Here is a 15,513-nt window from a genome sequence, read left to right as displayed (position 1 = left end):
GGTTACGCCCCAGGCATCGAGACCACGACAGGTCCGCTTGGTCAGGGCATCACTAACGCCGTGGGCATGGCACTGGCTGAGAAATCGCTTGCCGCGCAGTTCAACAAAGACGGTCACGACATCGTGGACCACTTTACCTATGCTTTCATGGGTGATGGTTGTCTGATGGAAGGTATCTCGCACGAGGCATGTTCTCTTGCAGGCACGCTAGGTCTGGGCAAGTTGATTGCGTTCTGGGACGACAACGGCATTTCTATCGACGGTGAAGTGGAAGGCTGGTTCTCTGACGACACCCCTAAGCGTTTTGAAGCGTACGGCTGGCATGTCATTCCTGCGGTAGACGGTCACGATTCCGACGCCATCAACTCAGCGATTGAAGCCGCGAAAGCGGACCCACGTCCAACCCTTATCTGTACCAAAACCATCATCGGTTTCGGTTCGCCAAACAAGTCGGGGTCACACGACTGTCACGGCGCGCCATTGGGTCATGAAGAAATTGCAGCAGCACGTGAGTTTTTAGGTTGGGAGCACGGTCCTTTTGAAATTCCGCAGGAAGTTTACGCAGAGTGGTCTGCGAAAGAAGCAGGCGCAGCTAAGGAAGCAGCGTGGAACGAGAAATTTGCAGCTTATGAAGCAGCATATCCAGAGCTTGCCGCCGAGTTCAAACGTCGAGTAAACAACGAACTGCCTGCAGAGTGGGAAGCGAAAGCAAGCCAAATCATTGCAGACCTTCAAGCTAACCCTGCTAACATTGCGTCACGTAAAGCGTCGCAAAATGCGTTGGAAGCGTTTGGGGCTATCTTGCCGGAATTCATGGGCGGCTCGGCTGACCTTGCGCCTTCAAACCTGACTATGTGGTCGGGCTCTCAATCACTGACGGCGGAAGACGCATCGGGCAACTACATCCACTACGGTGTACGTGAGTTCGGTATGACAGCCATCATGAACGGTATAGCTCTGCACGGTGGTTTCGTACCATACGGCGCGACTTTCCTTATGTTCATGGAATACGCACGTAACGCGATGCGCATGGCGGCACTGATGAAAGTGCAGAACATTCAAGTGTACACGCACGACTCTATCGGTCTGGGTGAAGACGGTCCGACTCACCAACCGGTTGAGCAAATCGCCTCTCTACGCCTAACGCCAAATATGAGCACATGGCGTCCATGTGACCAAGTGGAATCAGCAGTCGCTTGGAAACTGGCGATTGAGCGCAGAGACGGTCCAACATCGCTTATCTTCTCTCGTCAGAACCTAGCACAGCAAGAGCGTGATGCCGCACAAGTGGCTGATATCGCGAAAGGTGGTTACATCCTGAAAGACAGCGATGGCAAGCCAGAGCTTATCTTGATTGCAACGGGCTCTGAAGTTGAGTTAACCATCGAAGCCGCAGCGCAACTGACAGCAGCAGGCAAGAAAGTACGTGTCGTTTCTATGCCTTCAACCGATGCGTTCGACAAGCAAGACGCCGCTTACCGCGAATCAGTATTGCCTTCAGACGTAACCGCTCGTATTGCAGTGGAAGCCGGTATTGCAGACTTCTGGTACAAGTACGTGGGCTTCGACGGTCGTATCATCGGTATGACAACATTCGGCGAATCTGCACCAGCGGGCGAGCTGTTCAAGATGTTCGGCTTCACGGTTGAAAACGTAGTCGAGACCGCTAACGAACTGTTGGCTTAATTCGTCAGGCTTACGCCAGATTCTGTTATCGATTCAATGTCCTGCTCTTGTGAGTGGGGCATTTTTACTTTTGACCTACCGATCCCATAGGTTCATCAATATTGTCTAAATCAACCAAGTTCCAAGGCATCCCTTTGTTGCGATATATTCGCTTTTTCATCCATGTATAGTCCGCAACGTCGTGATCGAGCCGCTGCCCAACAACGATACAACGTAACGTTATGTCGCTTTCGTTGATAATAGAATGCGCTTCTCCACCAGCGGGGTGCCCAATAAAATCGCCTTCTTCAATTGAGAACTTTTCATCCCCTATCCGTGCTGTTCCCTTTCCTTCAAGTACATAAACACATTCATCCTCAAAATAATGAACATGATGTTCCGTGGATTCAAAGCCGGGTTCAATTTCAACAATGTCAAATCCAAAGCCTTTTATTCCAACCAAGTCCCCAAGTGACTTATTGGTTCTTTGAGCATTTTTATTTAAAAAATGCGTTTTATCTGTTCCTTCAAATTCGTCTATTTCTTGTTTTTTTATCAAACCATTTTTCATACATGCTTCCCTTGTGCATATTTCTTTGAATCATATCCAAACATACAGAATATACAGAACACCAAACCCTAAAGTGACGTGTATCACATTCTTCAAAACACTTTACAGAATGAAAGACCTTAAACCAACACACCAAACAGAATGTAATCCAGTTTAATTGGAAGTACTCTACTCCTTTGTATAGAAAGGTATTTTTAACAGGATGCCATCCCATTAGTTTAAGGTGCAATCTATCCGCTCCATCATTCATGCGCTCAATACTTCAGCATATAGAACGCTTGACCTTATAATGTTTTGGTTTCAGTATGTCGTTCGAATTGAGGGGAAGTCATTTTTTATCAGGCAATTAGCATGGGTAATAGACCTTTCCTCTCCGAATTCTTTTGAACATAAATGGATTAATTATGAAAAAAACTCTTTTGGCAGTGGCTGTAATGGCAGCGGCAGGTTCTGTAAACGCAGCAGAAGTTTACAACAATGATGGTTCTACTCTTGAAGTTAACGGTCGTGCATTTGCCGTTATGCAAGTTGAAGATAACGGCACTGGCTCTGAATCTTCTATCAACGATGGTGGTTCTCGCCTTGGCTTTACTGCTAAGCATCAAGCAACTGAAGGTGTCGCAGCCATCGGTCGCTTCGAAGTTCAATACGGTGACGCAGGCACAGCATTCACTTCTCGTGATTTCTACGCAGGTCTTGAGTTCACCAACATTGGTACGCTGACATTTGGTCGTCAAACTACCATTTTTGATGACGTGTCTTTCCGTGGCGGATTCGATGAGTGGTATGGCTACTCTCAAAGCCTTGAAGATCGTGGTCGTGATAACGGTATAGTAAAATTCACAGCATCTAACTTAGTTGAAAACTTAACGGCAGGTGTGACTTACCAATTCGCACAAGCAGACAACAACAAGCGCAGTGGTTTTACTATCGCAGGTGCTTATGACCTTCCTATGGGTCTTGGTCTTTCCGCTGGTTTTTACGACTATCAAGATGAAAAAGTGAATGCTGACAACGTCAACTTCTCTGGGTTCAACTTAGGCGCGAGCTACAAATTCAAAGCGTTTAAAGTGGGTGCAGACTTCTCTATGGAAGATCAAGCAGGCACAGACGTAATGGCTTGGCGCTTAGGCGGTGAGTACAACATCGATGCAACACGCATCTATGGCGGTTACGGCCAAGTTGATGAAGATAACGCACCAACAGACTCAGGTTTTTACGCGGGTGTTGGTTACGCACTAGGTTCGAAAACAACGGTATTTGTTGAGTACTCTCAGCTAGATACTGAAGCGAAAGGTGATTTCGAGTCAGGCGCGACTGCAGGTATCGTTGTTAACTTTTAATGCGTAGTAGGTTCTCTGTAGTAATGCATTGAATCTATGCGATGCGCATAACCAAAGTTAACGAAAACCTTTCCATGGTTTTAAATTTCTAAATTTCATTTTGAAGAGCAATTAATCCACTGCCTTCTGACCGGATAGAGCCTTTGTCTATCCGGTTTTTTTCTGCTTGTAAACATCCCTTTTTTGGTGGTCTTCTAAATTAAATGAAATATCTGATATGGAATGATGAGATACAGTTAGAGTCAGGTAAGTTACTTTACTAATACATATCGCTAGTAGGAGGCAAGATTATTTCGAATAAACAGCCCGACGACTCTTTATTTAATAGTGTGATGGACGCACCTAATAATTCCTCCAACATAGTTTTACAAATAGCCAGACCCAAACCATGATGCTCTCGGCACAATTCTCCAGAAAAAAATGGGTCAAATATTTGGTTACTTTGTGTTTCAGGTATACCTACCCCGAAATCTTCTATTTGAATGGCAAATTCTCCATTTGCACGGCTTTGTATAGAAATAGAAATACTGACTTCGCGCTGATCCGTAAAGGCATGATCTATCACATTTTCAAATAAAATGCTCAAGGCAGTTGCTAAAATGTATGGAGAGGTAAGTAAACTTATATCACTTTTATAATTTTTAATTAAATTTATAGGTGAAACGCGATGTTGTCGTAGGTAAGCCAAGGAAAACTTTACAACTTCTTCAAACTTTATGTTATCAGCAACGATCGAAAGTTCCTGAGGGTTGAGAAACTTAGTACGATCTATAATTGCCCTAATTTGTTCTTCTGCTCGACTTGATATTTCCATTGATCCATTTAACGCATCATGATCGCTTTTACGAAATGCGACCTTACCCTCTCTAACGCTTGTATTATTCATTAATTTGTTAGTATTTTCGCGCGTTAACTCTAAAGATAAGGAAAGGTTACTTAAAGGAGTGTTGATGTGATGGCAAATGCCTGTGATCATTGAGTTTAATGCAGATTTTTTTTCTTCTCGTACCAACGCTATTTGAGATTCGTTTAATTTATTCTGCGAAGATATTTTTTCTTTATGCTCTTTTTCTTTTTCATGCGTCTCATGCATTAATTCTTGGTGTAGGTCAGAAATTTTTCGACTAGCCAACCTGAGCTCCATTTGATCCATCACTAATTTGGCCATTTTTTCCAATAAGTCAATCTCTTCTTGTGTGATTTCTCTTGGTTCAAAATCGATAACACATAGCGTTCCCAAATTGCAGTTTGTAGACGTTTTAAGTGGCACGCCAGCGTAGAATTGTAAGCCAAACTCACCAGCCACTAGAGAGTTCGACAGTGTACGTGGGTCAACCTTGGCATCACGGACAATATAGGCACTATCATCCATGATAGCTGAGGAACAGAGACCTGGCTCTCTGTCAATTTGATTAACCTCTAAACCATGGTGAGACTTAAACCAAATTCGATTTTTGTCTACTAGGCTGACAATAGCTATAGGTGTTTTTAGAATATAGGCTGCAAGTGCTGATATATTGTCAAATGCGCCATCAGATGGCGTATCCAGTATCTCAAACCGTTCTAATTCAGCTAAACGTTTATTCTCTAGTATCTTATCCATATTAAATACTCAATATTTAATTAATTGCCTTTACTTTTAAAATTAGCTCAATTGTGAATATTTTCAACGACCGATTATTGACCCGCCAACCTGCTTTCTATTGGGTTTATAACAATCACAGTAAGTGTTCATAAATAGCGAAGGAAAAACGCTTGAGAACAAGGCAAAAAATTTCGATAAGTAGTTATTCTACAATAAAATTTTTTAATGCAGTTATCGAGTGTTTTAACATGCTAGAATGAGTAATTACTTACTACAATTGGTATTAGTTTCAATCCTACCTCAACGGTGTTCAATGCATTGGTTATGCTCTGACAGGAATGAGCGTCGAACGTAACAATTTCAGTAGGACACTTTAGTAGAGAGAAAATCACTCTTTATTAATGACGATGTAGCTTTTTATGGGGAGTTACCGGATATAACCCTTTTGTTTGTCTATCCGGCTTTTCTTGTTATCAAAAACAAAAAATGGAACTTATTTTTCTGCTAAGGCTTGGCCTTCAAAGCGGATACCTTCCCATCCGAATTTAATAAAGTTCCGAATGTTCTGATGATCATCGCCTTCTGGATTCTCTAGTACATCTTTACGGTAAAAATCGCCAAAGCAAGAAAGTGTGCTCTTCGGGTCTAAATCTTGAATCTTCGCAAACGCAAAGATCTTGCACGAACCGTTGTTTTGCCCCACTTCATTCAGTGTCTCGCCATTTTGAAATTCGGTTGGCGTGAATTCGTAGTTTGATTCAATCACTGAAATAACATCTGCAAATTGAACAGAGTTTGGAGACTCAGATAACGTAGTAAGAAGATCCTGTAAATCCATGGATAAAATTCCTTTTGTAGCTAGCTAAATTTGATAAGGTTTAGTTGGCTGAGCAGTATACCCAGCCAGCCCAAATACTCAAACCTTTGTCCCCTATCCACTTAGCGCCTTATTGGATTTGTGAACTTTCCTTGCATTAAAGATAAACACTATCAACACTGCCACGACGAATGGCGCCACATAGAGATTAAGTTTCTGCCAACCTATCGTTGCTTCTAGCCAGCCAGACAACATTGCCGTTATCGCAACACACCCAAATACAAAAAATTCATTAAATGCCTGTGCTTTTGAGCGATTTTTATTGGCGTAAGACTGGCTAAACAGCCCCGTTGCCGAAATAAACATGAAATTCCACCCAACACCCAGCAAAATTAACGCGGTGGTAAAGTGCCAAATGGATTGCCCGTGGACATTAATAGCAATACACGCAATAAAGATAAATCCACCCGTCACAATCATCGCGCGAGCACCGAATTTCTCGATCAAGCGCCCTGTGAAAAATGCAGGAACGAACATACCTAATACATGCCATTCGATGACTCCAGCCGCTCGGGTGAAATCAAATCCACACCCAAGCATAGCAAGTGGCGTTGCTGTCATTAATAGATTCATCACAGCGTAAGACACCATTGCAGCAAATACAGCGGTCATAAAGTTTGGCTGTTTAATGATCGTGTGAATGGAATCGCTCACTTCATTGCTCTTGTGTTCTTGAGGAGCAGGAAAACCTATCGTCTGTAATACTATCAAAGCAATGATATTGAGTAGCAAGACGGCGCCAAATGCCCCTATATATAGCCCCTCGGGAAACATGGTGTGAGACATTACCGCCAAATTCGGGCCCAGCACAGCCGCCAAAACACCACCAGCCATCGAAATAGATATTGCTCTGTGGCGGGCATTTTCATCACTGACTTCAATAGCCGCAAATCGATAGAGTGTCCCGAACCCGATGCCGATACCTAGCAAAGTAGTCGCGACGCAAAATAGCCAAAAATTGGTTTGGTTTAACGCGAACGTAGCCAATAGCGCGCCAGAAATCCCAATAATATTCCCTAAACTGAAACCTTTTCTTCGTCCCAATTTTCCCATGATCAAAGAAGCAGGGATCGTCGCAGCCATGAGCCCTAGGAACTGCAGACCGACAGGTAAAGTAATCAAACTTGAACTCGGCGCAATCTCTTTTCCGATAAGACCAACAACAGAAATCAATACTATGTTGCCCGTCATGAGCAATGCCTGACACAAAGATAAAAGCCAAACATTCTTATTCATTTATATTCCTTTTAAATCGCTGACGGTATGCCATTGGGCTTATACCATATTGACGTTGAAAAACATTTCTCAAGTTATCGCCACTGACTAACCCAGCGGCTGTAGCAATTCGATCCAGTGTTAAATCGCTGTTCTTTAATAGGTCACAAGCTAGAGTTAAACGCTCTTTAACCACATATTGGTTTGGGCTTAATTTAATATCTGACTGGAAAATACGGTTGAGTTGACGGCTACTTAATCCCACATGGGAAGCAACATCCTCAACTCGAATATCCACTTTTAAATGCTGATGAATATAGCGAATCGCACTGGCGACGCGTGTATCACCTGAGCTTTGAGCCATTTGCAACGAGACAAATTGAGACTGACCTCCTGGTCTTCGATAGAAAACCACAAGCTCCTGCGCAACTGCAACGGAAGTCGCATAGCCCAAATCTTGTTCGACAAGAGAAAGGCAAAGATCAATGCCAGCTGTAATACCGGCAGAGGTTGATACCTTACCTTGATGAAGGTAAATCGCATTCGAATCTACACGAATAAGTGGATAACGCTCTTGAAGAGCATCGCAGTGTCGCCAGTGGGTTGTCGCGCTTTTATTGTTGAGAATACCTGCTTCAGCTAACCAAAACGCACCAGTACAAACTGAAGTAACACGTCGGCTATTTTCCGCTCTAGCGAGAAGCCATTCACAAATATCCTCACGCCCCAAATACGTTCGAGATTGATTCCCACCTGGAATGATAAGCGTGTCTAGCTCATCCAGATCATCCCAGCTTTTTTCAGCGTAAAGCGTTAAACCACCATCCGACTTCAATTTTCCTTCTTCGAATGAAAAAATGATGACTTCATAAGCAGGATGTTCATTGAACTTATTGGCAGAGGAAAATACTTCCGCAGGACCGATTACATCAAGGCTTTGGCAACCAGGGTAAGCAAAAATCCCTATTTTTTTCATTCATACCTCATGTGCTCGATTTCTCTCTAACACTTAGAAGTATGAATTGAATCATGGTTGTCCACAACGACGAATATCAGATCATTTCGGACATAAGATTATGACGAGTGTTATGTTTCCTGTACACACCCTTCATCGAAAATCCTAAACCCATTTTTGCCCGCGGCTTTCGCTTTGTACATAGCAATATCCGCTTGCTTAATCAGCGCTTCTGCCCCGAGTTTACTTTCTGATTGTGGGTAAAATGTGATTCCAATACTCGCTGACACATGCAAAGTGTGACCTTCGTGAACCATAGGGACGGCGACCGCTTCCAGTATCCGACTGATAGGAATGTCATAGGCACACGGTTTAGATACGTTTCGAATAACAAAAACAAACTCGTCTCCACCAAACCTAGCAACGGTATCACCAGCGCGAATGCTTTTTTGGAACTGTTCTGCAACGTGTTCTAACATCATGTCACCGACAAGATGACCATAGCCATCATTGATTTTTTTGAATCCATCTAAATCCAAAAAGAGAATGGCAATGTGTTTCTTCGAACGTTCCGTTTGAAGCATAGCTTGGCTTAACCGGTCGGTGAGCAGAATTCGGTTTGGCAAGCCAGTCAACGAGTCAAAGTGCGCGATATAATTTAAGCGCTCTTCGTGCCGTTTTTTTATTGTGATATCAGAAAAAATGCCGACGTAGTGGGTAACTTGACCATGTTCATTTCGAATCGAGCTGATGTTCAAGTCCAGCGCGACTTCTTCGCCGCTGGAGCGCTTAACCCAAATTTCATCATTCCAATGCCCTTCCTTTCGCAAAGCTTGGGTCATTTCAGTAAATTGCTTGGCTTGCATGAACCTATTTTGGAATTCCAACAGATTCGCGTTTTTTGACTCGTCAATACTTGAGCCTGCAAACATAAGGCAGGCATCATTGACTTCAATAATGTCCAACTTTGCATTGCTGATGAAAATGCCTTCATTGACATGCTTAAATACGCTCGCTGCCAACTTTTCTTTTTCTTGAGCGACATAGGTGTCGGTAATATCCCTAACAGCACCTACAGTAACGTCAGGCCGACCATTAGCAGAGAACAGCGTTTTACCTTCTTGGATCACGTGCTTGATTCGCCCATCGGACATAAGCAAACGGTGACTGACATAAAAAGGCGTTTTGTTTTCTAAAGACTCTCGAAAAGCGCGATCTACTTTTACTCTGTCTTCCGGATGAATAACATCAAGGAAAAGCTGATAGGATGGCTCGTGTTCATCCTCTTCAAGCTCAAAAATATGGTAGATTTGCTCCGACCAATAGAGCGATTCGGTTTCCAAGTTAAGTGTCCAACTTCCTATATTCGCGATACGTTGCGCTTGAATTAGGTTACTTTGGCTATCTTCCAGATTTTCAGTGTGCCCACGAATAACCGTTTCAAGGTTCTTTATACTCGCCACGAACGCCCACAAAATGATGATTTCTGCCAAAACGTAACCAAGTACCCCCCACATCATGGCTTGGTTAACCGTTTTAGAAAACTGTTCGTATAGCGGCGAGGCGTCTTTCCAGAAAAATACTTTGCCTACTTCTTCATTACTACCTTTTAAGGTGTCGGCATAGCTAATGATAGGAAGCTGAATCACGTTAAGCGGTTTACCATCAAACTCAACAACGTTTTGTTTGTAACCTTGTTTGATTAAAGATGAATCCGTCAACTGCCGAATTAAGTCTGAGAAAATAGGAGTGGACTGGTGTTTGATGATACAAAGGCAGCCTTCAATGTATTGCAAACGATGGTAGTCTTCCTGATAGTCTAACCACATGGATTTCGCGAGAGATGAGGTTCGCAGTGTCACTCCCGCCTCTACATCGATATGATCTCCTATACGTTTAAGCATATTGCTTAAAGGTACCCCGACATCAATAGCAGCTATAACAGAACTATTTTCTTTTACGTCCTTATGAGCTTGCGCTTCATTGTAATCTCCAAGAACTGGGGCAACAGCCCTAAGTGCAGCAATCGTTCTACCCACTTCGTATCCAGCTTGCACATCTGCATTGGCTATTGCATTGGTTACCGTCTCCCGAACTCCATCAACCGAGTCACCATAAAGACTGGGTTGATCCAACCTCAAAAAAGCTTTTGCATCTGGAGATAAAAATATTTGCAACGTTTTAATGTAGTACTGCTCTTGAATCATTTGCCAAGCAGGTTTGAGCTGGTTGGTAAGTTTTTGCCGAAGCAAGTCATTGAGAATCTCATTGCCATTCTCTTTTTGCTGCGGATTGTTCACTCTTTCGCGGATTAAGCTTTTTACGTTGGGATCATTGGCGATGACTGTTGCCAATAAACTCATGTCGACTTTAGATTGATCCAAGACGGTTTGATAGCTCTGAGTAATTTGCTGAGCTTGCTCTTCGATAGAGACTGAAAGGGACTGTTTTGACGAGTTAATGCTAATGAAAACAAAAATCACATCGATCAAAGCAATGATCACACTGAGTATGATGAAATTATTTCGATGGTATTTTGACAGGTACTTCATAGCGTACCAACCCTCGCTCAATCGGAACTACTTACTCCGTATGCAAACATCCATATTTGCAACAGAACCATCCAACCCAACCTTCATACGCACAAAATGGGTTCACACTGACAAGGGGTTTGCGCAGAAGAAAAGGTTTGCACTGAAAAAGTTGCGCCATTAGCGCACACTTTGTTCGGGTTAATGCATCCAGTGTCCAATTTTTATTGGACGAATTCGACCCTTACGAGTACCTACTTGCAGCAAGTATCAAAAATGAGCCATAGAATGAATAGAGTTGTTAATAATTTGAAGGGTAACTGATAACAGGATTAGAGAACCTATGAGGAAGTAAGCGCCTGTAAACCTTTTCTAGAGCAACATAGCCAACATAGGGCAACAGATGATACTCAAAATAAAGGAAGTATTTGAGTATCATGACCTTGCTGCTCTAAACAATAATGACTTTTATATTTTGTTCAATAAGCGCTTGTTTGTGTTCTTCAGATATCCCACTGTCAGTAATAAGAACATCAACGGTACTGCACGGTATCACTTTGTACACACTGACTTTTCCAAATTTGCTGGAATCGGTCACCACCACAGTTTTCTTGATGGATTCACACATAACACGATACAAACGAGCCTCGTGCTCACTGTGTGTCGTAATACCGTAATCCAAGTGAATACCATCCACACCCATAAAAATCTTATCGAAGTGGTAATCTTTCAAGCTTGACTCAGCTTGGGGACCATAAAATGATTGGCTGTCACAACGTAACGTTCCACCTGTTATCATGACATCCAAACCAGACGAATTAGACAAAGTCGAAACAATATTCAAACCATTTGTCATCACGACTAAATCAGATTTATCCGCAATGAGTTTGGCTATGTATTCTGTCGTTGTCCCTGCCCCAAGAATAATCGCATCTTTGGGCTGAATGTGTTTCACCGCCTCTTTTGCTATAGCAAGCTTTTCTGGCGTGTGGTGTGTCAATTTAATTTTGTTCGATGATTCAGCCAAAGAAGACTGATTGCGAATAGCCCCACCATGAGAACGTATTAGCAAACCTTTCTCGTCAAGGTAGTCGAGGTCATTCCGTATTGTTACTAGGCTGACATCGTGTAATTCGGATAGCTCGTTTACTGAAACACTGCCGTTTAAATTCAGCCTATTCAGTATACTTTCCCTTCTTTTACTCGTTTGACTCATCTTGAGAAGCTACCCTCTTCGCAGTAAAAATTCGCGCTAACAACCAAAGCGAGGATTGTACATGAGGATAATTTTTATAACAATTACCCACTGTTAAGCCGAGAAGTAACGCAGAGTTATGCTGTCCTCCAATCGAAAAAATCGAGTACTCTAGAGCCCGTTTAGTTCTTCCAGCCGCGATGTGCCTTCCATCGGTCCGGTCACCGTTACAGAGCGCGAACCACACTTTGCCGCAATACGTAGGGCTTCCTCTATGTTTTGTCCTCTTACTCGACACGCAATATACGCGCCGCCAAAACAATCTCCGGCGCCTGTAGGGTCAACTTCGTCCACTGCGAAAGGCGGTTGAACGTACTTTTTGCTTTGAGTGAATACAGTCGCACCTTTTGAACCGCACTTTAAAACCACTTCCTTCACGTTAAAGTGTTCGAAGTAATCGTTAATTGCAGTACTCTGATCTTCAAACTTAGATAACGTCGTGATTTCCGCTTCACTTGGCAAATAGGTGTCGGTATTTTCAAGGATCTGGAGAAGTGAACGAGCCATTTTGTCATCTAACAATTCTTTACGAATATTAGGGTCAAAAGACACCGTTCCACCGTTTTCTTTGACTCGTCTTATAGCCTCAAGAGTAAGCTGTACGATGTCTTCGCTGATCAAAGAAGAACCCATGACATGAAGGTGCGTGCAATCTTTAAATACCTCTAGGTTCGCGTTGTCTAGACTCAGCTTTCCACACGCCGCATTTTTAATGTTGAAGATAAAATCACGATTACCATCCGAGTGATAAGTTACAAAGGCACTTCCGGTGGTTTCCTTCTCTAAAACGGTTATCCCACTCACATCGACGCCATCATTGCGAAGTCGATTGATGTTCAATTCCCCAAACCCGTCATTTCCAACGGCAGACACAATGGCGCATTCCACTCCTAGCTTAGCAACTTGGTCAATAAATATCGCAGGAGCGCCACTTGGAAACGGGCCAGAAAAAAGTCCGGTTTGTGATAATTGCTGGTTACGCTCTGTCGCCATTATCTCAACGACGATTTCGCCTATGGTTACAATTTTCATCATTTACCTTTCTTGTTTTTGTATACGTCTATTCCTACCGCGATGAGAATCACGATTCCTTTCACGATGAGAGAAACAAAGAAATCGACATTCATCAGGCTCATAACATTACTTAAAACAGCGATAATGAGCGCACCTATTAGGGTACCAATGATGGTCCCTCTGCCGCCGGTTAGAGATGTCCCTCCGAGAACACAGGCTGCAATGGCGTCAAGCTCCATTCCATTTGCTGATGTAGGTTGAGCCGAGAACATTCGGGACGCCAACATGACGCCGCCTATCCCGGCCATTAGCCCTGTAAGCATGTAGGAGTAGACCGTCGTTTTCGATACATTTATTCCTGAATAAGCGGCTGCTTCAGGGTTCCCACCAACGATATATATCTTTCTTCCAAATGTTGTTTTGGATAATAGAAAATGGTTGAGCGCAATCATCACAATTAGAATGATGATAGGAAATGGTATTCCAAGGAAATAGCCATTAAATACAAACTCAAAGGGCGCATTGTCATAGAGAGAAATGGCTTTACCATCACTGGTCAGCATTGCCGCACCACGCCAAATCCCCATAAAACTCATTGTTACGATAAAAGGGTGTACACCTAACCATGTAGTAATAAAGCCATTTGCAAACCCACAAAATACGGAAACCCCAAGAGCGATGGGCAACATGAGTGAGAAAGGCAATCCATTCGTTAGCCCCACAACCAATACCAGCCCAGTCAAAGCGACAATAGAACCAACAGACAAGTCTATTCCAGCCAGTAAAATGGCGTAAGTCATCCCGAATGCGACAATTGCGACAATCGATGTTTGAAGCAATATGTTGGTAAAATTATTCATCGATAAAAAGTATTCAGATAGAAATGAAGACACGACGATAAGTAGAATGAGCCCACCTAAAATCCCACCATACTCCTTTACGATCATCCTAATCATTTGAATCCACTCCTGTCGCGTATACCATAACTTTGTCCTGAGATAGTCCTTGGGTACTCAATTCTTTAACAATTCGTTTATTGCGCATGACAAACAATCGGTCACTCATATTCAGCGCTTCTGGCAATTCTGAAGAAACCAAAATCACCGCTGTCCCTGTCGCCGTCAAATCTCGAATGATGCTGTAGATTTCAAATTTTGCGCCTACATCCACCCCTCGTGTCGGTTCGTCCAAAATCAGAATGTCTGGCTTTTTTTCTAGCCATTTAGCTAGCACGACCTTCTGTTGATTTCCTCCACTCAATGACCCAACAGATTGGTTTTCATCGTGAACCTTAATGTTCATTTTTTTGATGCTGCCTTTTGTAATTCGAAGCTCTTCGCTGGGGTTTCTGATGCCTACGGTTGCCACATCTTCAAAAGAAGCAAGATTGCAATTGATATGCACACTGTGATCCAGCACCAAGCCTTCTTCTTTTCTGTTTTCCGTCACGAACGCAATCCCATATTTTATCGCGACGCTAGGGCTAGATATGTTCAGCGACTTTCCTTTCACTTCGATACTTCCTTGATACGGCAACATGCCGAAAAGCGCATTCATAACATCAGATCGACCAGAACCAACAAGCCCGAAAAAACCGACAACCTCACCAGCATGAAGATCAAAGCTGACTTCTTGGAAATAGGCCGGATTCGTTAGCGTCCGGACCTTAAGAACAGGTTCGCCCAGCGGTTGTAGCTCATCAATTTTGTCGGGATAAATATCATCCATTTCTCGACCAACCATCATGGTGATCAATGAATCTATGTCCGTTTGTTCTTTTTCTACCGTGTCGATGTACTGTCCATCACGCATCACGGTGATGTCGTCTGAAATTCTCATGATTTCAGCCATTTTATGACTGACATAAACAACGGCTTTACCGTCGGACTTAAGTTCAGCAATGATGCGAAATAAAATTTCCACTTCTGAATCAGAAAGTGAAGAAGAAGGCTCGTCAAAAATAACGACTTCAGAAAAGTAGCTTAACCCTTTGGCTATTTCGACCAGCTGTCGCTGTGCCATAGACAGTGCGCTGACTTTTATCGTTGGGGAAATGGGTATCTTGTACTTTTCAAGAAGCGCTTTGGCGTTTTCTATCATTTTTGAGTCGTCAATAATTCCTCTCGTTTGAGGTTCATTATTGGCATAAATATTTTCGGCAACGGTCAAGTTGTTACACAGAGAAAGCTCTTGGAAAATAATCGCAATTCCGCTCTCTCTAGAATCCATTGGTGATTTAAAATTTGCCTCGCGACCATTACGTGAGATCTGGCCTCGTGTGGGTGAATGGACACCAGCTAGCATTTTAAGTGTCGTGGACTTTCCACAACCATTTTCTCCCAAAATCGTGTGTACTCGGCCCGATGACAACTGAATAGTAAGACCATCCACGGCTTTTACCGCACCAAAATGCTTGCTTAGATCTTTTGTTTCTAAAAGAATTTTTTGCATAAAGACGTCCTGAATGGAATAGAGCTTTTCAGCTCTATTCCATTCCGATAG

12 protein-coding genes are annotated in these 15,513 nt (G+C 43.0%); 2 read left to right on the top strand and 10 right to left on the bottom strand.

The features are described from left to right. Nucleotides 1-1,686, top strand: a 1,686-nt coding sequence (gene tkt / locus Q8W40_RS19110; protein ID WP_305399439.1) for a transketolase, incomplete at its 5' end; no start/stop codon positions are given. A 64-nt stretch (nt 1,687-1,750) separates the two neighbouring features. Here the strand turns inward: tkt and Q8W40_RS19105 are convergent. Beyond that, nucleotides 1,751-2,236 carry a cupin domain-containing protein gene (locus Q8W40_RS19105; RefSeq protein ID WP_305399438.1) on the bottom strand — a complete coding sequence of 162 codons (486 nt, stop codon included), beginning with the start codon at nt 2,234-2,236 and terminating at the stop codon, nt 1,751-1,753. A gap of 404 nt (nt 2,237-2,640) precedes the next feature. Between Q8W40_RS19105 and Q8W40_RS19100 the strand changes: the two genes are divergently transcribed. Continuing rightward, nucleotides 2,641-3,579 (top strand): porin, encoded by a 939-nt coding sequence (locus Q8W40_RS19100; protein ID WP_305399437.1) that lies wholly within the window; start codon nt 2,641-2,643, stop codon nt 3,577-3,579. Between the two features lie 259 nt (nt 3,580-3,838). Here the strand turns inward: Q8W40_RS19100 and Q8W40_RS19095 are convergent, their stop codons facing one another. The 9 genes from Q8W40_RS19095 to Q8W40_RS19055 form a co-directional block, all read right to left on the bottom strand. Next, entirely contained in the window at nt 3,839-5,182 is a 1,344-nt protein-coding gene (locus tag Q8W40_RS19095) for a GAF domain-containing sensor histidine kinase (RefSeq protein ID WP_305399436.1), read from the bottom strand. Nucleotides 5,183-5,657: 475 nt separating this feature from the next. After that, entirely contained in the window at nt 5,658-6,002 is a 345-nt protein-coding gene (locus tag Q8W40_RS19090) for a HopJ type III effector protein (protein WP_305399434.1), read from the bottom strand. A 93-nt stretch (nt 6,003-6,095) separates the two neighbouring features. Further along, nucleotides 6,096-7,277, bottom strand: coding sequence for an MFS transporter (locus Q8W40_RS19085; protein ID WP_305399431.1), 1,182 nt, complete (start codon nt 7,275-7,277; stop codon nt 6,096-6,098). Next, complete coding sequence (locus Q8W40_RS19080; protein ID WP_305399429.1) at nt 7,270-8,232, bottom strand: GlxA family transcriptional regulator; 963 nt, start codon at nt 8,230-8,232, stop codon at nt 7,270-7,272. Before Q8W40_RS19080 ends, Q8W40_RS19085 begins: the two co-directional genes overlap by 8 nt. Nucleotides 8,233-8,342: 110 nt before the next feature. Continuing rightward, complete coding sequence (locus Q8W40_RS19075; protein ID WP_305399428.1) at nt 8,343-10,763, bottom strand: diguanylate cyclase domain-containing protein; 2,421 nt, start codon at nt 10,761-10,763, stop codon at nt 8,343-8,345. Between the two features lie 430 nt (nt 10,764-11,193). Then, on the bottom strand, nt 11,194-11,958 hold the full coding sequence (agaR, locus tag Q8W40_RS19070) for a transcriptional repressor AgaR (RefSeq protein ID WP_126608247.1): 765 nt from the start codon (nt 11,956-11,958) through the stop codon (nt 11,194-11,196). Nucleotides 11,959-12,108: 150 nt separating this feature from the next. Next, nucleotides 12,109-13,032: a sugar kinase gene (locus tag Q8W40_RS19065; RefSeq protein WP_305399427.1), complete on the bottom strand. Its 924-nt coding sequence runs from the start codon at nt 13,030-13,032 to the stop codon at nt 12,109-12,111. Then, nucleotides 13,029-13,967 carry an ABC transporter permease gene (locus tag Q8W40_RS19060; protein ID WP_305399425.1) on the bottom strand — a complete coding sequence of 313 codons (939 nt, stop codon included), beginning with the start codon at nt 13,965-13,967 and terminating at the stop codon, nt 13,029-13,031. The genes Q8W40_RS19065 and Q8W40_RS19060 overlap by 4 nt, the downstream gene beginning before the upstream one ends. Further along, nucleotides 13,960-15,462, bottom strand: a complete 1,503-nt coding sequence (locus Q8W40_RS19055) for a sugar ABC transporter ATP-binding protein (protein ID WP_305399423.1) — start codon at nt 15,460-15,462, stop codon at nt 13,960-13,962. The genes Q8W40_RS19060 and Q8W40_RS19055 overlap by 8 nt, the downstream gene beginning before the upstream one ends. Between the last annotated feature and the right edge of the window lie 51 nt (nt 15,463-15,513).

This window comes from Vibrio penaeicida, from assembly GCF_030689305.1.
GTDB classification, from domain to species: domain Bacteria; phylum Pseudomonadota; class Gammaproteobacteria; order Enterobacterales; family Vibrionaceae; genus Vibrio; species Vibrio penaeicida_B.
This window is presented reverse-complemented; position numbering and strand designations above follow the sequence as displayed.